This window comes from Nocardia sp. NPDC023852, from assembly GCF_040639505.1.
Lineage (GTDB): Bacteria > Actinomycetota > Actinomycetes > Mycobacteriales > Mycobacteriaceae > Nocardia.
Genome location: NZ_JBFAAB010000001.1, coordinates 169,684 through 192,116 on the forward strand (window position 1 = coordinate 169,684; position 22,433 = coordinate 192,116).

20 protein-coding genes and 1 pseudogene are annotated in these 22,433 nt (G+C 65.6%); 10 read left to right on the top strand and 11 right to left on the bottom strand.

Annotation, left to right across the window (positions count from 1 at the left end):
- Positions 1–174: 174 nt before the first annotated feature.
- Entirely contained in the window at positions 175–756 is a 582-nt protein-coding gene (locus AB0H00_RS00755; protein WP_357258664.1) for a hypothetical protein, read from the top strand.
- On the opposite strand, the gene AB0H00_RS00760 is transcribed toward AB0H00_RS00755, so the two are convergent.
- Together AB0H00_RS00760 and AB0H00_RS00765 are read right to left on the bottom strand one after the other, a co-directional pair.
- Positions 746–2,074 carry an MFS transporter gene (locus tag AB0H00_RS00760; protein WP_357260332.1) on the bottom strand — a complete coding sequence of 443 codons (1,329 nt, stop codon included), beginning with the start codon at positions 2,072–2,074 and terminating at the stop codon, positions 746–748. The genes AB0H00_RS00755 and AB0H00_RS00760 overlap by 11 nt on opposite strands.
- A gap of 77 nt (positions 2,075–2,151) precedes the next feature.
- Positions 2,152–2,616, bottom strand: coding sequence for an NUDIX domain-containing protein (locus AB0H00_RS00765; protein ID WP_357258667.1), 465 nt, complete (start codon positions 2,614–2,616; stop codon positions 2,152–2,154).
- Positions 2,617–2,847: 231 nt separating this feature from the next.
- Here AB0H00_RS00765 and AB0H00_RS00770 point away from each other — a divergent pair, with 231 nt between their 5' ends.
- Both AB0H00_RS00770 and AB0H00_RS00775 read left to right on the top strand, forming a co-directional pair.
- Positions 2,848–3,636 carry a pirin family protein gene (locus AB0H00_RS00770; protein ID WP_357258670.1) on the top strand — a complete coding sequence of 263 codons (789 nt, stop codon included), beginning with the start codon at positions 2,848–2,850 and terminating at the stop codon, positions 3,634–3,636.
- 104 nt (positions 3,637–3,740) lie between these two features.
- Positions 3,741–4,223: a DUF4190 domain-containing protein gene (locus tag AB0H00_RS00775; protein WP_357258673.1), complete on the top strand. Its 483-nt coding sequence runs from the start codon at positions 3,741–3,743 to the stop codon at positions 4,221–4,223.
- On the opposite strand, the gene AB0H00_RS00780 is transcribed toward AB0H00_RS00775, so the two are convergent.
- Entirely contained in the window at positions 4,210–4,716 is a 507-nt protein-coding gene (locus AB0H00_RS00780) for a hypothetical protein (protein ID WP_357258676.1), read from the bottom strand. The genes AB0H00_RS00775 and AB0H00_RS00780 overlap by 14 nt on opposite strands.
- Positions 4,717–4,850: 134 nt before the next feature.
- Here AB0H00_RS00780 and AB0H00_RS00785 point away from each other — a divergent pair.
- The 3 genes and pseudogenes from AB0H00_RS00785 (at position 4,851) to AB0H00_RS00795 (ending at position 8,184) form a co-directional block, all read left to right on the top strand.
- Positions 4,851–5,702: pseudogene (locus AB0H00_RS00785) on the top strand (Scr1 family TA system antitoxin-like transcriptional regulator).
- A 10-nt stretch (positions 5,703–5,712) separates the two neighbouring features.
- The gene (locus AB0H00_RS00790; RefSeq protein WP_357258679.1) at positions 5,713–6,093 is read left to right on the top strand and encodes a DUF397 domain-containing protein; all 381 of its coding nucleotides are present in this window, start codon (positions 5,713–5,715) and stop codon (positions 6,091–6,093) included.
- A gap of 72 nt (positions 6,094–6,165) precedes the next feature.
- Positions 6,166–8,184: a M13 family metallopeptidase gene (locus tag AB0H00_RS00795; RefSeq protein WP_357258682.1), complete on the top strand. Its 2,019-nt coding sequence runs from the start codon at positions 6,166–6,168 to the stop codon at positions 8,182–8,184.
- Between the two features lie 33 nt (positions 8,185–8,217).
- Here AB0H00_RS00795 and ugpC read toward each other — a convergent pair whose 3' ends face one another.
- The 7 genes from ugpC to AB0H00_RS00830 all read right to left on the bottom strand — a co-directional run bounded on the left by ugpC (position 8,218) and on the right by AB0H00_RS00830 (position 16,688).
- Positions 8,218–9,300, bottom strand: coding sequence for a sn-glycerol-3-phosphate ABC transporter ATP-binding protein UgpC (ugpC, locus tag AB0H00_RS00800; RefSeq protein WP_357258685.1), 1,083 nt, complete (start codon positions 9,298–9,300; stop codon positions 8,218–8,220).
- A gap of 32 nt (positions 9,301–9,332) precedes the next feature.
- A complete protein-coding gene (locus AB0H00_RS00805; protein WP_357258688.1) occupies positions 9,333–10,697 on the bottom strand; it encodes an ABC transporter substrate-binding protein in 1,365 nt (454 codons plus the stop codon).
- Positions 10,698–10,715: 18 nt separating this feature from the next.
- The gene (locus AB0H00_RS00810; RefSeq protein ID WP_357260335.1) at positions 10,716–11,507 is read right to left on the bottom strand and encodes a carbohydrate ABC transporter permease; all 792 of its coding nucleotides are present in this window, start codon (positions 11,505–11,507) and stop codon (positions 10,716–10,718) included.
- A gap of 71 nt (positions 11,508–11,578) precedes the next feature.
- Complete coding sequence (locus tag AB0H00_RS00815; protein ID WP_357258691.1) at positions 11,579–12,508, bottom strand: sugar ABC transporter permease; 930 nt, start codon at positions 12,506–12,508, stop codon at positions 11,579–11,581.
- Positions 12,509–12,815: 307 nt separating this feature from the next.
- Entirely contained in the window at positions 12,816–13,724 is a 909-nt protein-coding gene (locus AB0H00_RS00820; protein WP_357258694.1) for a L,D-transpeptidase, read from the bottom strand.
- 280 nt (positions 13,725–14,004) lie between these two features.
- Positions 14,005–15,384, bottom strand: coding sequence for a cytochrome P450 (locus AB0H00_RS00825; protein ID WP_357258697.1), 1,380 nt, complete (start codon positions 15,382–15,384; stop codon positions 14,005–14,007).
- A gap of 77 nt (positions 15,385–15,461) precedes the next feature.
- A complete protein-coding gene (locus AB0H00_RS00830) occupies positions 15,462–16,688 on the bottom strand; it encodes a serine hydrolase domain-containing protein (RefSeq protein ID WP_357260337.1) in 1,227 nt (408 codons plus the stop codon).
- A gap of 641 nt (positions 16,689–17,329) precedes the next feature.
- On the opposite strand from AB0H00_RS00830, the gene AB0H00_RS00835 reads away from it, so the two are divergent.
- Together AB0H00_RS00835 and AB0H00_RS00840 are read left to right on the top strand one after the other, a co-directional pair.
- A complete protein-coding gene (locus AB0H00_RS00835) occupies positions 17,330–17,956 on the top strand; it encodes a hypothetical protein (protein ID WP_357258700.1) in 627 nt (208 codons plus the stop codon).
- A 33-nt stretch (positions 17,957–17,989) separates the two neighbouring features.
- Positions 17,990–19,441 carry an MFS transporter gene (locus tag AB0H00_RS00840; protein WP_357258703.1) on the top strand — a complete coding sequence of 484 codons (1,452 nt, stop codon included), beginning with the start codon at positions 17,990–17,992 and terminating at the stop codon, positions 19,439–19,441.
- A gap of 58 nt (positions 19,442–19,499) precedes the next feature.
- On the opposite strand, the gene AB0H00_RS00845 is transcribed toward AB0H00_RS00840, so the two are convergent.
- Positions 19,500–20,174 carry a S1 family peptidase gene (locus AB0H00_RS00845; protein WP_357260340.1) on the bottom strand — a complete coding sequence of 225 codons (675 nt, stop codon included), beginning with the start codon at positions 20,172–20,174 and terminating at the stop codon, positions 19,500–19,502.
- Positions 20,175–20,704: 530 nt separating this feature from the next.
- Here AB0H00_RS00845 and AB0H00_RS00850 point away from each other — a divergent pair.
- Both AB0H00_RS00850 and AB0H00_RS00855 read left to right on the top strand, forming a co-directional pair.
- A complete protein-coding gene (locus AB0H00_RS00850; RefSeq protein WP_357258706.1) occupies positions 20,705–21,559 on the top strand; it encodes an ABC transporter permease in 855 nt (284 codons plus the stop codon).
- A gap of 4 nt (positions 21,560–21,563) precedes the next feature.
- Positions 21,564–22,427 carry an ABC transporter permease gene (locus tag AB0H00_RS00855; protein ID WP_357258709.1) on the top strand — a complete coding sequence of 288 codons (864 nt, stop codon included), beginning with the start codon at positions 21,564–21,566 and terminating at the stop codon, positions 22,425–22,427.
- The last annotated feature ends 6 nt before the right edge of the window (positions 22,428–22,433 follow it).

Genomic DNA, 22,433 nt, shown 5'->3' on the forward strand with positions numbered 1-22,433 from the left:
GTCGGTTCGGTCGATCGACTATCCGGCATCCCGGACGGATAGGACAGATCGGGTTTTCCACGCGCCCAGCAGTTCTCGCACCGCGTCGGGATTATTCGGAGAAAAACCCATCTCGTGTTGACTCCTGTCGAATCGGGCCGCAGAAAGAGCAACTTACCCGAATAACGTCTGCAAATGTGGGACGACGGAATCGGAGAATTACTCACGAAATGGAACCGGTGCCACGGTCTGCGCGTCAAAACACATATGAACGAGATCGAGTACGTGTTCGGTACCGGTGACGGAAGGGTGCACCTCTGGACCAGCGAGGCGGATCTGGAGCTCACCGGCGCAGGCGTGGCCGACGCGGTAGGGCTGGACTTCGACGGTGACGGCTTCGCCGACGACGCGCTGTGGGACTCCCGCGGCTCCGGCATCGCGGACATCGCGGCGCTGGATCTCGACGATGACGGCGTGCTCGACCATTTCTTCACCGACCCCACCGGCCTCGGCACCTGGGATCACCAGATCACGGGACTATCGGCCGATGCCGCGAGCGAGCCGTTCGACTGGATCCTGCGCAGCGCCGCGGATGAGCCCGATCGTCCGGTGACCGATGCGCCGCAACCGGATTCGGCGTCCCCGCGTCCGGACTGCGATCAACCGGCGGCGTTGCCCGATCGTGCCCCCTACTCGGCCGATACGCTCCCCGAACACTTGGCGCGCTGGTTGAGCCGCGATGGTCGAAGCCTCGGCGACGAGCCGATCATCGCGTAAGCGTGCCGCGGCGCGTGTTCAGCGCGATTGCCGCGATTCCCGCGCAGTAGATCGCGGCGCCGGCCAGCACCACGGCGTGCGATAACCCATCCTCCGGCATCACCAGCGCCGCAAGGGCGATGGCCAGCACGAAGGCGATGTTGAAGACGGTGTCCTGCAGCGCGAATACTTGGCCGCGCCGAGCGTCATCGATGTCGATCTGCATGGTGGCGTCACCGGTCAGCTTGATCGTCTGTCCGGCCAGTCCCAGCAGGAACGCACCGACCAGCAGCAGCTGATGCGCACGCTGCACCGTGGTTGTCGAATCAGCGACCGCGATCGGCGTGACGAGTACGAGCTGCACCAGCGTCGCGACGAGGAGACTGGTGACCACGGTGCGCGGCCGCCCGAAGCGGGGTATGAGCAGCGGCGTGACGACGGCGGCGACCAGCATGCCCGCCGCGGTGGCCGCGATGGCGACGCCGAATCCGACCAGACCGCCACTGAGCCCGGAGCTGTCCAGCGGAGCCTGGCGCAATACCAGCACCATGATCAACGTGTTCACGCCGAACACGATCCGGTGTGTGCCGATGCCCAGCATCGCCGTGGTGACCTGCACCGACTCCCAGACGGCCGCGGCGCCTGTGCGCAGGCCCGTAGCGATGGCGTGCACGGTGTTCTCCCCAGGCTTCGCCTCGGTTTCGGGACCGAGAACCCGAGGGCGGAACCCGGCCGCCAGCACCGCGCCGAGCACCGACCCGGCACCGCTGAGCGCCACCGCGACCGCCGATGCGAAATCCCCCGCCCCGATCAGACCGATCACCGCCACCGAGGTAGCCGCGCCGAGCCCGGCACACCCGGAGGCCACCGTCGTGAACACCGAGTTCATCGGCACCAGCCACGCTTGCGGCAGCACTCGGGGCAGTGCCGCAGAAACACCGGCCAGCACGAACCTGCTGATTCCGACTACGGCAAGTGCCAGCAACAGCAGCGGCGTCTCCCCCATCCCCGCGAGCAGCCCCGCGCTCACCACGCCGATCAAAGCCGCACGGAACACGTTGGCCGCCAGCAGCACGGCGCGCCGGTCCCATCGATCCAGCAGCGCACCCGCGTACGGCCCGATCAGGGAATAGGGCAACAGCAGCACCGCGAAGCCTGCCGCGACGGCCAGTGGATCGGTCTGCCGTTCGGGGTTGAACAGGATCGCACCCGACAGCGCCGCTTGGAACATCCCGTCGCCGAACTGTCCAGCGAACCGGACCACGGCCAGCCGCGACACGCCCGGGCTTTCACGCAGCGCGGTGCGCAGCGGAACGGGCCGCTCCTCCTCGGGGCTCAGACCTGCGGTGCGACCAGTCGACACGTTCGCGAGGGTACTGCGTTCGCTCGATAACGCGCGAACAATGGCCGACCGGCTCAAACCCGATCGAGGAGCGTGCTCACCGTCGCTCGCATATCCGGGGCCATCGGCAGCTCGGCGAGCGCGCCCGCATCGATCCAGGCGAACGCGTCGTGCTCCTGTGGCGTGAGGGCGACATCGCCGGGTTCCGCCTCCACGACGACGTTGTATTTGCGCACGTTCGCCTTGGTCCGGGTCGCGTAGTCGAATCCGGCCAGGAAGCCGGTGATGGCGCGTAACCGCAGCCCCGTTTCCTCCAGCAATTCCCGCGCCACGCATTCGGCGAATGTCTCTCCAGATTCCACACCGCCGCCGGGGAGTTCGTACATACCGCCGTGATAGTCGTCGGGCACCCGGCGCACCACTAGAAGTCTGCGCTCGCGGAACACCGCGATACCGATCACGAAATGCGCGATGCCGTCGCGGTGTGCTTCGCTGCGGAGTTGCCGCTCTATCCGGGCGAGTTCATCGGATCCCAGCACGTCGTCACCTCCGGTTCCATTGTGGCAGTTGGCGATCGACGCCGGTCGCGCTATCCGGCGAGATGGCCCGGCGTTTCGACGTACCCGTCGGTTCTGCTCGCCTGCCGTTCACCCAGTGGTCGCTCGCGTAAAATGCCGAGTGCAGGACAATTTACTAGGATGTGGAGTACCGCGATGGACGTGCTCCAACCCTGGACAGCGATCGGTGCACGGTCCCGAGAGGAGGACCTGATGTCCACACTCACGACGCCACACATCGATGTTCATCGCGGCGGCGACCGTATGAAGACGCGGATCTCGTGGCTGGATTCGAAGCACTCGTTCTCGTTCGGCGAGCATTACGATCCCGACAACACGCATCACGGCCTGCTGCTTGTCAACAACGAAGACATCGTTTCTCCCGGTCAGGGCTTCGATACCCACCCGCATCGCGACATGGAAATCGTCACCTGGGTGCTCGGCGGCAGCCTGGTGCACCAGGATTCTCTCGGCCACCGCGGCATCATCTACCCCGGGCTTGCCCAGCGGATGAGCGCGGGCACCGGCATCCTGCACTCGGAGAAGAACGACTCCTGGCGGCTGGATGGCCGTGGCTCCGAGCACGAGGAACCGGTGCACTTTGTCCAGATGTGGGTGGTGCCCGACGAACCAGGCCTCACCCCGGGCTACGAACAGCTCGAGATCGATGACGAGCTGGCGGGCGGTGGCCTGGTAACGGTCGCCTCGGGCCTGCCGCGCTACCGCGATCGCACCGCCATCGCGATCAACAGCAGCCATTCGGCGCTGCACGCGGCGCGTATGGCAAGTGCGGAGCCGAGCGTCGAATCGGTCGTCAACCTGCCCGACGCGCCGTACCTGCATCTGTTCGTCGCGCGCGGGGAGGTGGAAATGGAGGGGGTCGGCCCGCTCTATGAGGGCGACGCGGTGCGTCTGACCAGGGCCGGAGGGCAGCGCGTAGTGGCGAGGCAGCCTTCGGAGATCCTGGTGTGGGAGATGCACGCGCGGTTGGGCGCCCAATAGTCGTTTCGATCGGCGTCCGTCCGTCGGGAACGCGATCAGTAGGCGACCGCCGCGGACCACCTCGTCCGGACCGAGCATCGCGAGGCACTGACGGAGAGGAATTCATGTCGCAATATCCCCCGCCCGGCCAGTATCCGCCGCCCCCGGGGCAGTACCCGCCGCCGAGCCAGCCCGCCTATTGGCAGGAGTCGCCCAAAGGCAGGGGCCTCGCGATCACCGCGCTGGTGCTCGGCATCCTCGGATTGCTGAGCTGCTGGACGGTCGTCGGCGGCTACTTGTTCGGCATCTTCGCTCTGATCTTCGGCGTGGTGGCGCTGGTCAAGGCCCGCTCGGGCACCGCAGGTGGTACCGGCATGGCGATCGCGGGTCTGATCCTCGGCGTGCTGGGCCTCATCGGCGCCATCGTGATCACTGTCGTGGGCTACAGCTTCTTCGTCGACTCCGGCGGCAAGGACTTCATCGACTGCATCAGTAAGGCGGGCAACGACCAGTCCGAGATCGATCAGTGCGAACGTGAGTGGAACCAGAAGCTACAGGACAAATACAGCGTCACACTGACTCCGCCGCCCGCCCCTACACCCCGCTGACCGCGGCGCACGCCCGGGTATCGGTGATCACCTCGGTGAGCTCGCGGCGGAAGTCCTCCTCGGGCGCTGCGACCCAGATCCGATAGCCGCCGCGTTCGTCGGTGGGTGAGGGCAGCACGATGTGGCTGCCCGGCAGCGCGATCGACGCGCAGACCCGGAACAGATCGGCGAACAGCGCGGTATCGAGATATGAGTTATCGGTCGGGCCGGTGAGGAAGGTCCAGCGGTCCGAGCGCGGATGCGCGATGATCGGCCCTGGCCGATGTTCGGGTCCGGAAGTGAGCCGGTCGCGCACCTGCCTGCCGAACGCGGCGGGCATCACGACCGCGCCCACGGAGCCGACTTCCAGCATGATCCGCCCCAGGGCCGGGTCCACGATGCCGTACAGCCCGTGCTCCGTGCCGTACCGGCGGCAGCGATCGAACGCGTCCTGGATCTCCGTGAAATCCAGGGGCCCGGTATGGCCGCCTGTTTCGGTGCGGGATGTAGTCATGACGAGCAACCTCGCCTCGATGCGGGTGGATCGTGCGCTGGGAGACCGACCGCTGCTACCGACCCTAGTCGGGTGCAATCGGGTTGACAATAGTCACACTTGGGCGAGTCGGAGGGCGCGTAGCATCGCCAGGCATGGCACCCGTGTCGCCGACCGTCGCCCGCTGGGAACTGGTGCTTCGGCTACGTGAGCTGCGGGAACAGCGCGGCTTCGACTCTACGGGCTTCGCCGAGCGAGTGGGGTTCACCCCGGCCAACTGGTCGCACGTGGAGAAGGGCAGGCGCGTGCTTACGACCAGCACCATCGGACCGGTGCTCGAGCTGCTCGAGGTGGAGACCGAGGAGCGCGAAGAGCTTGTTGCCCTGCTGGAGGTGAGCAAGCAGCGCGGGTGGTGGGCGAAGTCGTCGGCGCTGATCGGACCGGAGCTCCAGCGGCTGTACGGGATGGAGTTCGGTGCGCAGAGTATCCGTAGTTACGACAGCCTGGTCGTGCCTGGCCTGCTGCAGACTGAGGACTACGCCCGCGCGCTGATCAGCGCTGACGTGATGATCCGCCCAGTGTAGGTCGAGCAGCTGGTGGCGATTCGGATGCGCAGGCAGGAGCGGCTGCGCGGCCCGGACCCGGTCGAACTGACCGCGGTATTCGGCGAGGGCACCCTGCTACAGCAGACCGGCGGGCCGGATGTGCTTCGCGGGCAACTGAACTATCTGGCGGATCTGATCGACGAACTAGAGACAGTGGAGGTGCGGGTGATCCCGTTCGCCGCCACGGCGGGCGCGGTGCTCGGCGGCTCCAGCTTCCATTTCATCGACTTCGCGGGCGAGCAGCTGCCAACCTTCGGCTGGGCGGAGAGCGCGGTGTTCGGCGGGGCGGTCGACGACCCGGATCTGGTGCGCAATCTCGGCTTTGCGTACGTGCGGGCGCTCGAGCAATCACTTGAACGTACGAAGTCATCAGCCCTGATCAGACACTATTCCCGCGTGTAAAATCCTGCCCATGGCCACCACCGTAAGCCCCATGCCGGTATCCACCGGCTGGTTCACATCGACTCGATCGAACAACGGCAATCAATGCGTCGAAGTTCGATTCGATGGTGATGCGGTGCTCATCCGTGACAGCAAGTATCGCCGCAACCCGGCACATCGCACCGCCGAAGAGCCCGTCATCATTGTCACCGCCGCCGAATGGTCCGCCTTCCTCGATCTCCTGCGCACCCACGGGCGACCGGAGGGCAAACTGAGTACGCACACTGCCGCCAATGGTCACACCACACTCCGCCATGGCAAGACCACCCTCACCTACACCCCTGAGGAGTGGGAAGCCTTCCTGCTCGGCGCCCGCGACGGCGAATTCGACCACATCGACTTGCCTGCCTGATTCAGCTGCTCTCGGCCCCCGGCCGCAAGCGGCTGGGGGCCGACCCGCGCGCGTATCGGCATACTGGATGCCGTGACTTCCGAACTGACTCGTCCTTCCGGTATCGATCTGTCCCATCTCGACCAGGGCGTGCGCGTGCAGGACGACTTGTTCGCGCATGTCAACGGCAAATGGCTGGCAGAGCATGAGATACCGGCGGACCGCGCGGTGGACGGCGCGTTCCGAACGTTGTACGACCAAGCCGAGCTGGACGTTCAGGCAATCATCCAGAATGCCGCGGCCGCCGACGCCGAGCCGGGTAGCGACGCCCGCAAGATCGGCGATCTGTACTCCAGCTTCATGGACACCGATACGATCGCCGCCGCCGGTCTCGAGCCGATCTCCGCCGAGTTGGCCGCCATCCATGACGTCGCCGACAAGGGGTCGTTTGCCGCGCTGCTCGGCCGGTTGCAGCGCACCGGCGTCGGCGGTGCCGTCAGCGTCTACGTCGACACCGACGGCAAGAACTCCAACCGCTACCTCGCGCACGCTACTCAATCCGGCATCGGCCTTCCCGACGAGTCCTACTACCGACAGGACGAGTTCGCCGAGATTCGCACCAAATACATCGCGCATATCGGCCGCATGTTCGCCCTCGCCGCAGTCGACCCTCGCATCGCGGCGCTGCTGCCCGCGGACCTGGACACCGTCGGGCAGCGGGTATTCGAGCTGGAGCAGAAGCTGGCCGCCGGGCACTGGGACGTCGTGCGCCGCCGCGACGCCGAACTGCGCTACAACCTGACCACGTTTCAGGCGCTGACCGAGGAAAATCCCGAGTTCGACTGGGTCGCGTGGGCTTGCGCGCTGGCCGAGGGCGCGGACCGCACCGGACCCGAGCTGTTCGCGGAAGTGGTCGTGGGCCAGCCCGACTACCTGCGCACCTTTGCCCAGGTGTGGGCCGCCGAATCGCCGGCCGACTGGCGTGCCTGGGCAGCCTGGCGGGTGCTTCGTTCGCGCGCGCCGTACCTGACCGACGCGCTGGTCGAGGAAAACTTCGACTTCTACGGCCGCACCCTCACCGGCGCCGAAGAGAACCGGGAGCGCTGGAAGCGCGGCGTCTCGCTGGTGCAGGACCTGCTCGGTGAGGCAGTCGGCAAACTGTATGTCGCCGAACACTTCCCCCCCGCGGCCAAGGCCCGGATGGTCGAGCTGGTGGCCAACCTGCAGGAGGCCTACCGTCGCAACATCGCTCAGCTGGACTGGATGGGTCAGGACACCAGGGCCGCCGCGCTGGCCAAGCTGGAGAAGTTCACCCCGAAGATCGGCTACCCGGACAAGTGGCGCGACTACTCGGCCGTCGTGATCGACCCAGCTGACCTGGTCGGCAACTATCGTAACGGCTACGCCGCCGACCACGATCGGGACCTGAACAAGCTCGGCGGCCCGGTCGACCGCGGCGAATGGTTCATGACCCCGCAGACGGTCAACGCCTACTACAACCCGGGTATGAACGAGATCGTATTTCCCGCCGCCATCCTGCGGCCGCCGTTCTTCGATATGAACGCCGACGATGCCGCCAATTACGGCGGTATCGGAGCGGTGATCGGGCACGAGATCGGCCACGGTTTCGATGACCAGGGCGCGAAGTACGACGGCGACGGCAACTTGGTCGACTGGTGGACCGACGAGGATCGCGCCGAATTCGGCAAGCGGACAAAGACTTTGATCGACCAGTACAACGCCCTTTCGCCCAAGGCGCTCCCGGATGAGCACACCGTCAACGGCGAGTTCACCATCGGCGAGAACATCGGCGACCTCGGTGGACTGTCCATCGCGCTGCAGGCATACAAGATTTCGCTGGACGGTAACGAGGCGCCGGAGATCGACGGTCTGACCGGTCTGCAGCGGGTGTTTTTCGGCTGGGCGCAGGTATGGCGCACCAAAGCGAGGACGGAGGAGGCTATCCGCCGTCTTGCCGTCGACCCGCACTCCCCTCCCGAGTTCCGCTGCAACGCAGTGGTGCGCAACATCGACAGCTTCCATACGGCGTTCGACGTCGAACCCGGGGATGCCCTGTATCTGGACCCGTCGGAGCGTGTGAAGATCTGGTAGCCCGACGGCCGAAGCGGTACGGTCGGCCGACTCTCAGCACACGCGGTCCTCGGTTTCGGCGTCGAAGAAGAAGACGTCGTCCGCCTTGGGCCGCAGGCGAAGTCGGTCGCCCAGCGCTACCTGAAAGCGACGATCGACGCGCGCGACCACCTTCTCGGAACGGCTGGTCCACCCCTCGGCGACACCATGGCTGTAGACGAACGACTCCGCGCCGAGTTCCTCGAGCAACTCCGCGTCAACGGCCAGGCTGTTGTCGGTGTCGGTAGTGATCTCCCACGACTCCGGCCGGATGCCGAGGACCACGCGGTCGCCGATTTCAGCGCTGCGCGGCAGGGGAATTCGCAGATCGCCGAGCACGGCGGTACCGCCGTGCACTGGCGCCTCCAGCAGGTTCATGCCCGGCGAACCGATGAATCCCGCGACGAAGGTGTTCACCGGGTTGTCGTAGAGTTCGCGGGGCGCGGCGATCTGCTGCAACTTGCCCTCGCGCAGCACCGCGACACGGTCGCCCATCGTCATCGCCTCGACCTGGTCGTGGGTGACGTACACCGTGGTCGTGGCGAGCCGCTTCTGCAGCGCGGCGATCTGGGAACGGGTGCTCACCCGCAATTTCGCGTCCAAGTTGGACAGGGGCTCGTCCATGCAGAACACCTGTGGACGGCGAACGATGGCGCGTCCCATGGCAACTCGCTGCCGCTGGCCGCCGGACAGCTTCGCGGGTTTGCGATCGAGTAGCTGCTCCAGCTCCAGCATCCGCGCCGCCTCCCGCACCCGGAGCTGGGTGTCGGCTTTGTTCATGCCCGCGTTGCGCAGCGCGAAACCCATATTCTGCGCGACGGTCATATTCGGATACAACGCATAGCTCTGGAACACCATCGCCACGTCGCGAGCACGGGGAGGCAGGCCGGTGACGTCCTTGTCGCCGATCAGAATGCGGCCGGCCGCAACGGATTCCAGCCCGGCGAGCATGCGCAGGCTGGTCGACTTGCCGCAGCCGGAAGGGCCGACGAGCACGATGAACTCGCCGTCGGCGATATCGAGTTCGAGCTGGTCGACGGCGGGTGCCTGCGCACCGGGGTACCGGTGCGTTACACCCTGGAACTGCACGGTGGCCATGCTGTCGGTCTCCTCGCGTCGGACAATGGGTACTACTCGGGCAGTTTCGGGGTGATCTGCCGGTCGATGATCGCCTGAAGCTGGCTGGTCACATTCGCGAAGGTGGCTGCCACGTCGGCGTTCCGCAGGCCGATCCGCTCCAGGCCGGCGCCGATGATCTGGTCGCCGCCCGGTACGAATACCCGTGCGTAGTCCTGCGACTTGGTCAGCGACAGCTGCTCGATGGCGACCTTGGTGTTGGGGTTCTTTGTGAGGAAGTCCTGTTCGCTGGGGTCGTGCACGGCCGATTTGCGTACCGGCATGTAGCCGGTGCCCTGCGAGAAGTACGCCGTGTTCTGTGCGTTGGTGACGAACTCGATGAACGCGAGCGCGCTAGCCTTCCGCTCGTCGGAGATGCGCGCCGGGATGGCCAGCCCCGCACCGCCGGTGGTGACGCCGGGCCCGTTCGGGTGCGGAAGGAACGCGGTGCCGAAGGTCAACTTGCCCTCGGCGTTTTTCTGGATTCCCTGCATGTCGCCGGTCGAGGCGATGGTGGAGGCGATCACGCCGGTGCCGAAGTCGACCGCGATCTGCGGCTTGATGCCCGCGTACTTCTTGGTGTTGATCATGTTGCGGAGGAACGCTCCCGCCGCGAGGGTGCCGGGGTCGTTGAACTTCAACGTCCAATTGTCCGAGTACGCGCCGCCGAAGGTCCAGTTCGGTCCCTGGAAGGTCCAGGCAAGGTAGTTTTTGGCGTCACCCCAGCCATGTGCGAGCTTGCCCGCGCCGACGACCTCCTGCAGCTTCGGTCCCCACTCGTCGAATTCCTGCCAACTCTCCGGGCCGCGGTCGGGCAGACCAGCGCGGTTCCACACATCCTTGTTGTAGTAGAACAGCGGAGTCGAGCGGGCGTAGGGCAGTGCGTAATGCTTACCGTTGAACTGGTAGTCGGCGACCAGAGAGTCGACATAGTCGTCCAGTTGCACGCCCGTGTCGGCAAAGTGGCTGTCCAGCGGTTCGATGGTGCCGTTGAGCGCGTAGTTGAACCACCAAACATCAGACAGCACGACGATATCCGGCAGGTCGCCGCCGGACAGTGCCGCGTTGAACTTTTGCGACACCTCCTCGTAGTTCTTGCCCGCGTCGACCAGGTTCACCTTCCGGTCGGGATATTTCGCCTGAAACCGATTGATCAGCTCGGTCTCGAGTCCCTTCGAGGTGCCGGGGTGGTTGGACCAGAAGGTGAGGGTCTTGCCGTCGCCGGGCTGCTTTGATCCACCTCCGGTGCCCGCGCACGCTGTCAGGGCCGCGCCCGCGGCGACCGTCCCGGTCAGCCCGAGGAATCCGCGCCGGGTCAGTACTGATTCCCTTGTCGCTGCGCTCCTGCCCGCCGGCAGGGGGAACTGTGAAGTGGACACGTGGATCTCCTGTACCGGTTATCCCTTGACCGCACCGGAGGTGAGGCCCTTGATCATGTGGCGTTGCAGAATCAGGAAGACGAGGAGAATCGGCAGCATCGTCAACAGCGTGCCCGCCATCACCGGACCCCAGTTCGTGACGCTCGGATTCTCGGTGTTCTGCAGCAGGGTCAGGCCGACCGGCAGCGTGGCGACGGTCGTGTCGTCGGCCATGAGAAACGGCCAGAGGTATTCGTTCCATTCGTTCACCAGCGTGACCACTGCGAACGCGACCATGGTCGGCCCGGACATCGGTAGTACCACCCTGGTGAGCAGCCGCCACCAGTTCGCTCCGTCCATCCGCGCCGCCTCGATCACCTCCGAGGGCAGCGAAAGAAAGTGATTGCGCATCAGGAACGTTCCGAAGGCGACACCGCAGAGGGGAACGATGATGCCTTGGAAGGTATTTCGCCAGCCGAGCTGAGCGATCAGCGCGTAATTGGAGATCACAGTGATCTGGTTGGGCACCATCAACGCGGCGATAATGACCAGGAAGATGGCCGTCTTGCCGGGAAACCGCAGGAATACCAGGCCGTACGCGCTGAACACGCCGAGCACGAACTTCACAGCGGAGACGATCCCGGTGACGATCAGCGAATTGCGCAGGAATGTCCAGAACGGCAGCGTCGTGGTGGCTTCCTCGTAGTTCGCCGGATGCCAGCTGCGCGGCCAGTACACAGCGGGCTGCACGTAGATATCGGGCCGCGCCTTGAACGAGGTGATGAAGATCCAGAACAGCGGGACGCCGACGATGATCAGCACGCACACCATCGCGGCGTAGCCGAGCAGGGTCACGGCGCGCTGCCTGCGTCGGTAGGAAAGCGTTTCCACGCCAGGGTGTTTCACTGCTCGCCCCGATCCATAATGCGAACCTGCACCAGCGTGACGACCAGCAGCACCAGGAACATGATGGTGGCCACGGTCGCGCCGTATCCGGCGCGGAAGTTGCGGAAGGACTCTTGGTAGACCTGATAGACCATGGTGGTGGTGCCGGTGCCCAGCGGGCCGCCGCGGGTCATCACGTTGATGATGTCGAACACCTGCAACGAATTCAGCAGCACCGTGATGGACAGGAAGAATGTGGTCGGCCGCAACTGCGGCAACAACACTTTGGTGAAGGTGGTCCAGCTACTCGCGCCGTCGATCTCGGCGGCTTCCATCAGTTCGGCCCGAACCCCTTGCAAGGCAGCCAGATAGATGACGAAGGTGTAGCCGAGGTTCTTCCAAATGTAGGTCGCCGTCACCATGAACAGCGCCCAGTGCGGGTCCTGGTAGAAGTCCGGTACGTCGTTCACGCCCGCGCGGTGCAGCACGTCCTGGATCAGGCCGAAGCTCGGATCGAAGACGAACTGGAATGCGACGCCGATGGCGGCGCCGGAGATGACGAACGGCGCGAAGATCGCCGAGCGGACCACGTTGCGGCCGAACAGCTTCCGATCCAGTAGCAGGGCCAACGCCAGCCCGAGCACCATGCTGCCGACCACGGCTGCCAGGGTGAACACCACGGTGTTGGTGACGATATCCCAGGAGTCCGATCGGCCCCACCATTCGCGGTAGTTGTCGAACCCGGTGAAGGTGGCGATCGGATCGGAGATATTCCAGTCGAAGAACGACAGCCGGATATTGTCGATCAGCGGTCGATAGACAAACATCGCGAGCAGGGCGAGATTCGGCAGCAGCAGCACCAGGAACAGCGCGTAGTCCTGCCACGGCCGATTTTTCAAGCTACGTCCGCGTGGCGGCGGCAGTACTCGCTCCGGCCTGGTACGCACGGTGGAGACTCTACGGACCGGAGCAAACAGCCGGTGACGATCGCTCGCCGATGGGCTGAACTTCTCGCGCACCGGCCAAGTGAAGCAAACACCGGATATGCCGGTGATCGACTTCGCATTATTTGTTCGTCAGCGCCCCCGAGGGGCGCGACACGACACGACAACTGATCTCGCGAGCACATGGGTAACTCATCGGGCACGCCCAAAACTCAGCCAGGCACTTACGCAGGACCTGCGCCTGTCCTACCACGCATCAAACTGGTACGGCCTGAATACCCGGAGAGGCGGCTCAGAGAGGCGGCTCAGCTCAGTTCCAGTCGCCCAAGCCGTCGCCGGCGCTGAGCGTGCCGCCCTGAGTGTTCGCCACGATGACCGGGTCGCCCTTGCGCGAGTTCTCCATGAACCATTTGGCGTTTTCGGTGCTGACGTTCAGGCAACCGTGGCTGGCGTTGGACACACCCTGCTGAGCGACGGACCACGGCGCGGCATGCACGAAGATGCCGCTGTTGGAGATGCGGGTCGCGTACTCGACCTCGAGTTTGTAGCCCTCGGGGTCGGTGACCGGCACACCGTAGGTGGAGGAATCCATGGTCATCTTGCGCAGCTGCTCACCGACGATGTAGGTGCCGTTCGGGGTCTCGTGCTTGGGCTTGCCCATCGAGGTCGGCATCTCCTGCACCACCTCGCCGTTGCGGGTAATCGTGATGGTGTGGGTGTTGTCGTCGGCGGTCGTGACGAACGCGTCGCCGATCTTGAACGAGCTGGTTGTGCCACCGGCCTGCACCTGAACGTCGGTGTTGTCCGGCCAGAACTCGTCCGGTCGCCAGCGCACCTGCTTGTCGCCACGCCAGTAGAAGTGACCGGGGGCGGGCTTCGACGAGGTCACCTTGATGAACTGCTCGGCGGCGGCGTGATCGGTCACCGGGTCCTTGAAGGTGAGGATGATGGGCTGCGCCACGCCGACGATCTCACCGTCGGCGATGTTGATCGCCGGCGGGGCGAAGTTCGCCTGCGGATCGGTGGCCGCCGCGGCCGAGCCTGTGTCGATGCCAGGAATCGGTTCCGCCTGCGCAGGGGCGACGAGCATGACACCGGCCGCGGCGATCGCGGCGGACAACAGGGCGCCTTCGCGCATCCGGCGGGTCAGTCGGCCTCCGTGACGGCGAGCAGGCAGCGACCCGGTGTGCAAAGCGGCATGCATAGATTTCTCGTCCATTCCATTTCTCGCACGCGCGCGTTGCGAGATCTCATTCGTGAGCGGAGCCGGCAGAGCGCTCCACGGGTATTGACGGCCCGACCCCTGTCACCCTTCCTACCGTCCCGGCGCGGCCCGAAGCCAGTGGTGTTTCACAATGATTCGGTCGTTCGTTAGTTTGTGGCAGCCATCACATATGTGGTAAGTGGGCATGAATTGATTGAACATCCGGGTCACGCGGGTGAGGGCGGTGCGAGGCCGGCTGTCGATGGGCGGACGGAAGGTGGGTCAACCAAACGTGTTAGTGAGATAAATCACTCAAAACGTCGAATGGTATCGAGCGGTGCGGACCGGTCGCGATGTTGTGCGGCACCGAAACCGGCGCGGGTCCGTGCGCGTAGCGCGGCCCGAGCCGCAGGCGCACCCGGCCGAGGATGGTGGCCAGCGCGATCCGCAGTTCGTAGTCCGCGAGCGCCGCGCCGACACAGCGGCGGTGGCCGCCGCCGAACGGAGCGAACTCGAACGGCCGATACTTGCGCTCGACGAACCGGTCCGGATCGAACCGTGCCGCGTCGGACCAGACATCCGGGTCCGAATGCAGCAACGGCACCGCGACCCCCATCGTGTCTCCTGGTGCGAGCGCTACGCCACGCAGCGTGCACGGCCCGGTCAGGCGGCGCAGGATGATCGGTACCGGCGGGTGCAGACGCAGTGTCTCCTGACACACGGCGTCCAGGTATGGCAATCCGGCGAGCTCGATCGGCCTCATACCCGGGCCGGCCTCGCGCAGCTCCATCCGCAGCCGTTCCAGCGCTTCTGGCGCACGGTGCAAGTGGAACAGCCCCCACACCAGGGTGGTCGCCGTGGTCTCGTGACCGGCGACCAGCAGGGTGCGCAACTGCTCGCAGAGTTCGTCGTCGGTGGGTGCGGTGCCGTCGTCGTACCGGGTGGACAGCAGCATGCCGAGGATGTCGCTGGACGGGGCGTCGACGCCCTGCCGCCTGCGCGCGATGTCGGCGCGGATCAGGCGGTCCAGCCGGTCGCGCGCCACGATGAACCGGTCCCACGGTGCGTGCCCGAGCAGGCCATGTCGCAGCGCCGGCACCAGCATCAGCGGCCCGGAGAATGACGCGAGTAACTCCGCGACGCCGGCGGTGTACTCCACCCGCCGCTCATGGCTGTCCACTCCGAACACTGCCGCCAGGATCACCCGTAGCGTGATCGCCCGCGCGGCCGCCCGCGAATCGATGCGCGCGCCCGGCTGCCACGTCGGGCCGGTCTCGCCGGACATCTCCCGCAGAGTGGAGTCCCGGATGATCTCGCCGTATTCGCGAATCCGCGCGCCATGGAACGCGGGCGCGAGCAGCGCCCGGTCCTGTCGGTGCCGCTCGCCCGACGTAAGGATCAGCGACGCGGCACCGACCAGCGGTTCGATCGGATTCGGTCGCGGTGGCTCCAGGAACTCGACCGGTGCTTGGAACATTTCGCGTGCGCCCTCGGCTGTCCCCGTGAACAGCGCCGCGCCGAACCCCGGGAATCGGACGTAGAACGGATCGCCCTCATGCGCCCTGCGCCACCGGAAGTACCGCTCGAAATCGATGCTCGCCGCCAGTGCGTGCAGCGCGATCAGCCGCGGCACGCGCGGCTGTGCGCCTTCCTCGCTGGCGTCGGTCCGCGGCATACGCACATCCATACCGATAGATACGAACTCGGCCCCGGCTGGGTTCGGCCAGCCGGACTACCGCGCGGGGACCAGCGCTATCGTTCCGTCCCGGCAAGCTTGTGCCTTCGCACCGTGGTCTGTGCCGTCGCCGCAAGCCGCGCGAGCCTGGCGTCACCGAGCGCGGTCACCGCGCCGCCGAGCCGGTTGGTCACGAACGCGATCGACATGCCGAGCTCCGGATCGGCGTAGGCGCCGGACCCGCCCATGCCGTAATGGCCGAACGCTTTTCGCGGTTGCTGCTTGGCCATCAGCACCGGGCGGTGATAGCCGAGGGTGAAGCGAATCGGCACGCCAAGCACGTAGTCGCGGCTCTCCGTCGGCTGCACCCGCCCGATCGTCTCGATCGTCTCCGGGCGCAGGAGGCGCACGACGCGCTCCTGCCCGGCCGTGCCGATGCCGCGAACGCCTTCGGGCTGGTCGATGTAGACCACGCCGCCGTTGGCCAGCGCGCCGTACATCCGCGCCAGCGCACGAGCCGAGAACACGCCGTTCCATCCGGGCATCACCGCGTCGTGCACGCGCGGGTCGCGGACCAGTTCGTCGAAGCTCTCCGGCATGCCCGCCTCGGCGAGCCCGCGCACGGGCCGCACCCAGGACAACACCGACGAGGCAGTGTTCCAGCGGATCCCTGGAGGACTCAATGGCCGGAAGATCCGGGCGATCCGGTGTCGCTCGGATTCCGGCACCCGGAACCAGAACTCGTCGAATCCCAGCGGGTCGGCGATCTCATCGCGTACCACCTCGATGAACGCCGTGTCGGTTACCCGTTGCACGATCTCGGCGACCAGCCAGCCGAAGGTGATCGCGTGGTAGCCCGAGGTTCGGATGCGGCGCGGGTCGGGCGGGCTCTCGGCCAGCGCGCGCACCACCTTGTCGTAGTTCAGGATGCCTTCGCGCCCTGGGACGAGGCCGCGCACCCGGTGCAGGCCCGCCCGGTGCGAGAGCACGTCACGCACCGTGATGTCGTCCTTGCCGTGCGCGGCGAATTCCGGCCAGTACTCGGCGACTGGAACGTCGTAGCCGATCAGGCCGCGTTCGGCGAGTCGGTGTACGACAGTCGACGCCACGCCCTTGCCGGTGGAGAAGGTGAGTGCGATGGTCTCCCCGTTCCAGCGGCGGCCCTTGTCCGCCCAGCCGGCCCAGATGTCGACCACGGGCCTGCCGTCGAGATAGACCGTGAGTGCACCGCCGCCGCGCGCGGGTTGGGAGAACATGCCGAAGAACTGATCGGCCAGCCGGATGAATCGCGGGTCGACCAGCATTTCGCGCGGCGCGGTCGGTTTTCTGTCCGCCGAGTCGTCGGGCTCGAACTCATCCGCAGCCATTGCCGAAACCATGGGGTCACCTCCTGACCGCCGTTCGTCGGGCCGGTCCATCAGGGTAACCGGTTTTACACCCTCTGCCAGCTACTCGAGGATCTGACGAGGAACGTCGCGGTGATGTCGGACGCGTTCGCGGAGTCACTGTGCACGTCGGCAGCCGAGGTCGTCTCGGTTGTGCAGCGCGTGCGGCGCTGCGTGTCTCCGGCCCACCTATGGCTGACGTCCGAGCAGGCGAGGCTCGTTCCCGCGGCGCATGTGCTTCGCCCACTCGGCCGCGAACAGTGCTCGGAAGACTCGCACCTCGACAGGGCTGGACGTGCGTGGATCGCGGGAAGCACGAGGAAGGTGCGGACAGCTGCGGTCGAGCAGACGATGGCGCTGATCAGCTTCACGGAGAACTCCTCTCGCACCGGAATTCCACCATACCCAGATCGGTTGCCGACGGTCCGTTTCCAGCCTTCGGCTCGACGTGTGCTCGGTCCATGGTGTATTCATGGCGTGGTATTTCAAGCTCAGCCATGTCAACTTCGGATTCTTGCGGGGGTGTGAGTTCGGAGCGTTACAGCTCGGGAGGACTGTACGTGTCTCGTCAACCGACCTGGGGTCGTCTCGTGTTCGCCGGACTCGCCGTCGCGGCGGGGCTGGTGGTCGTCGGGTGCAGCTCGACCATCAACGGCACCGCCCAGCCGGCTGTGAACAACGGCACGATCGACGCCGTTTCGGTCACCAGCACGCCCAAACCGTCCTCGGGCAAACCCACTCCGAGCACCAGCAAGCCGGCGCCGACCACCAAGGGCGGCAACACCGACTTCGAAGCCAACGTCGGCGACTGTGTGACGCTCGGCGGCACTACCACCAACGCCACCATCGCCAAGTCGTCGTGTGGAAGCCGCGCGGCGAACTACAAGGTGGTCGAGAAGAAGCCGAAGAGCTCGCAGTGCGTGAGCGACGCCGACAACTACTACGCCGAGACCGTGAACGGCATCGAGCAAGGCGCGTTCTGCCTGGACATCGACTGGGTGGTCGGGGGATGCATGGACGTCGGCGGCGACGATCCCAAGCGCATCGATTGCACGGGTTCGGCCCCCGCGAAGGGCGTGAAGGTGGTCAAGATCCAGCAGAACGCCGACGACGTCAGCGTCTGCGGCAGCGGTACCGGGTACGTCTACGACAAGCGCCGCTTCGTCGTCTGCGTCCAGGAGCTCTGACCGTGTCTCCGGCCTGCCTCTAGGTTGGTTTCGATGAGTGCCACCAAGCTTCCCCGACTGCAATCGGGCACCGGGCGCTGGATTCTGCTGGCCACCATTCTCGGGTCGTCGGTGGCCTCCCTCGATGCGACAGTTGTGAACATCGCGCTGCCGCGCATCGGGGAGTCGCTGGACACCGACGTTGCCGGGTTGCAGTGGACGCTGAACGGCTACACGCTGACCCTCGCCTCGTTCATCCTGCTCGGTGGCTCGCTCGGCGATCGACTCGGGCGACGCAAGGTCTTCATCTGGGGCACCATCGGTTTCGCGATCGCCTCGGTGCTGTGTGGGGCTGCGACGAACATCGAGATGCTGGTGGCGGCCCGCATACTGCAGGGCGTGGCGGGCGCGATGCTCACGCCGGGCAGCCTCGCGCTGATCTCCTCATCGATCGATCAGCGCGACCAGGGTGCGGCGATCGGCCTGTGGTCCGGCTTCGGCGGCGTGGCAGGCGCGCTGGGTCCGTTCCTCGGCGGCTGGCTGATCGAGCTGGCGGGCTGGCGGTCGATCTTCTTTCTCAATGTGCCGCTGACGCTGGTCGTCGTGCTGGTCGCACTGAAGCATGTGCCGGAGAGTCGTGATCCGAATGCGGTGACCAGGCTCGACGTGCCGGGCGCCTGCCTCGTCGCCGGGGCGCTGGGCGCGCTGACCTTCGGGTTGATCGACTCCATGCCGCTGCTCGTTGGCGTGGGCGTCGTGCTGCTGGCCGCGTTCGTCGCGATCGAGGTGCGCAGCGACCACCCGCTGGTGCCGCCGTCGCTGTTCGGCTCGCGGGTGTTCACCACGGCCAACCTCGTGACATTCGCGGTCTACGCGGCCCTTGGCGGCGTGTTTTTCCTACTGGTGTTGGAATTGCAGCTGGTCGCGGGCTATTCGCCGTTGCTGTCCGGCGTCGCGACCGTGCCGATTACGCTGATCATGCTGGTGCTCTCGGCGCCCGCCGGACGCTGGGCGCAGCGGCATGGCCCGCGCCTCCCGATGTCCGCGGGCCCGCTGCTGGCCGCGGCAGGTTTGGTTCTACTGCTGCGCATCGGCCCCGACACCGCCTACCTGACCGACGTCTTGCCCGGCGTGCTCGTCTTCGGCCTCGGGCTCTCGGTGCTCGTGGCGCCGTTGACCGGGGCCGTGCTCGGTGCGGTGCCTTCCAGCGAGGCAGGCATCGCCTCCGGTGTGAACAACGCCGTCGCTCGCACCGCGCAGCTGCTCGCAGTCGCCGCGCTGCCCGGCCTCGCCGGTATCTCCGGTGAGTTCAGCGATCCGGCCGCGTTCGATGACGGCTTCGTCTCCGCGATGTGGATCTGTGTCGGCCTTCTGGTGGCGGGTGCGGTACTCGCCGCGGTCCTGCTCCGGCCAGCCCGGCACGCGCCCGTCCTGGACAACATCGACTGCCTGCCGCAGTGCGCGGTGGCAGGACCGGCGCTCGCACCGGCTCACAACGAAGAATGAGCGGCCCGAACGGATCGGTATCCGTTCGGGCCGCTCATCGGGGTATGTCGGGCGTCGATCAGATCGGGACGTAACCCGCGCCGACGCCGCCGCGCGCGTTGATGTCACCCATGATGGCGCTCATGTTGGTGCCTACCTCCGGGCCGAAGCAGGCGACGGCCAGGTAGGCGTTCACCATGCCGACCAGCGTCGTGCCGGCGACCACCGGCGCGCCGGAGTCGCCTTCCACGACGCACATCTGACTCCAGGTCTCGACGTTGGTTTGGAACACATCACCCCAGGCGATGCCACAGGTGTTGCCAGTGGTGCGTCCTTCTTTACAGACGATCTGCGGGAAGGTGGCCGGCGCGCCGATCCCCGTGATGGTGACGTTCCCGACCCGGTTCACCGGGATGATCTTGCCCGGATCGAACTGGATGACGGCGTAGTCCAAGTCGTGGTTGGAGTACGCGAACCGGCCGATCAGGCCAGCGCCCCGGTCGGATTCGGAGTACACCTGCGCGCCGGGATCGCCACAGTGTCCAGCGGTCAGGCCGACCAGACGCCCTGCATTGTCGTGGCCGACGGTGGTGACGGTGCACTCGAATTGGTTGTCGATGATGATCCCGGATCCACCTCCCACGACCGGCGGGCCCGGTTGGGCGTTGGCGGCCCCTGCGCCCGTACCGAGCAGCGCCGCGCCAAGGGCGACGGCGAAGGCGGCATTTGCCACCTTGGCGAGTTTGCTGAACATGTCCCTCCAGACGTCGGAAGCCGGCACGATATCAATCTTGTCCGCACCCATCGTGTCAGTAATCTGCTCCGGGCGCGTCACCTAACACGGGTTGTCCGCCAGCGACCTGCTTCAACCCTATTTTGTACATGTTAGTTCGAAAGTATCTTATGCGCTGGCAATAGCGAGTGGCTATCGAAATTGCGAAAGCGCGAGTTCGATTTGTCTCACCAGGGTAGAAGTACTCGACCTGTTCGCCCTCGGAATCGAATGCGAATTTAAATGAATATTATCCGTAGTAATTCGGTGTACCGCGTGGTGCAGTGCGGGATTCGCGCAAGTGGGCTGTAGCTTGTTCTGGAAGTCCGACCGGCGGCGTTGGGATAAATCCCAAGGTCGCCGCCCCAATCTCTTTTGCTTTTCATGAAGGGTGACAGACATCTATGACTGCGATCACTAGTCATTGGTGTGTTCTGCGCTACTCCGTAGTAAGGTGCCTCAAGCAAGCGAGTCGTCGGGGCATCCAACCGGCGTCGAGAGGGGTTTAGCCAGTGCAGTCGACCGACAGTCCGCCTACAGGGTCACGGTTCGGTGACGCGGTCGATTGGACGAAGTCGTACTGGGAAAATCATCCGAAACGCTCGCTGGAGACCTTCGGTCGGCAGATCACGATGGGCATCGCGGCCGTAGCCGAACTGTTCGTCGCGATTTTCCGCAGGCGCTTTCCCTTCGCTGAGTTCGTCCGGCAGTGTGCCTTCATGGCCAGCGTCTCCGCCGCGCCGACGCTGCTGGTCGCCATTCCGATCGGCGTGATCGTCTCCATCCAGGTCGGTTCGGTCGCCGGTCAGGTCGGCGCCACCTCGTTCATCGGCGCGGCCAACGGCCTCGGCATCATCCAGCAGGGTGCGCCGCTGGTCACCTCGCTGATGATCGCGGGTGCCGTGGGGTCCGCGGTCTGCGCCGACCTCGGCTCGCGCACCATCCGTGAGGAGATCGACGCCATGAAGGTGATGGGCGTCGACCCGCTGCGACGGCTGGTCGCGCCCCGGCTCGGCGCGGCGATGCTCGTCAGCGTGCTGCTGTGCGGCTTCGTCGTCTTCGTCGGCTTTCTGACCGGCTACATCTTCAATATTTTCGCGCAGAACGGTACACCGGGCTCGTATGTCGGCACCTTCTCGTCGTTCGCGGTGACCACCGACCTACTTGTCGCACTGGTGAAATCACTGATCTTCGGTCTGCTGGCGGCGATCATCGCCTGCGATACCGGATTGAACACCCGTGGTGGTCCGGGCGGTGTCGCGAACTCGGTGAATTCCGCGGTGGTGAGTTCCGCCATCATGCTGTTCGGGGTGAACCTCATCATCACCCAGGTTTACAACGCACTGTTCCCGTCACAGGTGGTCTGAACCAGTGTCATCAACCTATGTACCTCCGCTGCTGAGGCCCTTCCAAACGATCCGGAAATCCGCTCAGGCGCCGGTTGATCTGCTCGCCAGGCTCGGCCACCAGGTGTTCTTCCTGCTGCGCTCGATCGGCTCGATTCCCCTGGCGCTCAAGCACTATCCCAAGGAAGTGTGGCGCCTGCTCTCCGACGTCACCTGGGGCAACGGCAACCTCGTCGTCGGCGGCGGCACCATCGGCGTAGTGGTCATCCTCAGCGCCTTCGGCGGTATGACCGTCGGCATCCAGGGCTACAACTCACTGAACCTGCTCGGCCTGAGCCCGATCACCGGTGCCATTTCGGCCTTCGCGACGACCCGCGAACTCGGCCCGCTGCTCGCAACGCTCGCCTTCGCGGCGCAAGCGGGCTGCCGGTTCACCGCGCAGCTGGGCGCCATGCGCATCTCCGAGGAGATCGACGCGCTGGAGTCCATCGCCATTCGGCCGCTGCCCTACCTGATCAGCACCAGAATGTTCGCGGCGATGGTTGCCATCATCCCGCTGTACTGCCTCGGCCTGGCCATGGCCTACATCTCCTGCGCGCTCACCGTTCAGCTGATCGGTGGCACCGCCACCGGCACCTACCAGCACTACTTCTATCAGTTCCTGATCCCGACGGACGTAATCTATTCGCTGATCAAGGCGATCCTGTTCGTCGCGATCACCACCTTCATCCAGTGCTACTACGGCTTCTTCGCCTCCGGCGGTCCGGAGGGTGTCGGCGTGGCCGCCGGCCGGGCGATCAAGATGTGCATCATCGCGGTCGTCTTCGCGAATCTGTTCATGACATTGGCGATCTGGGGCATCACCCCCGGCATCCGGATCTCGGGGTAATCACCA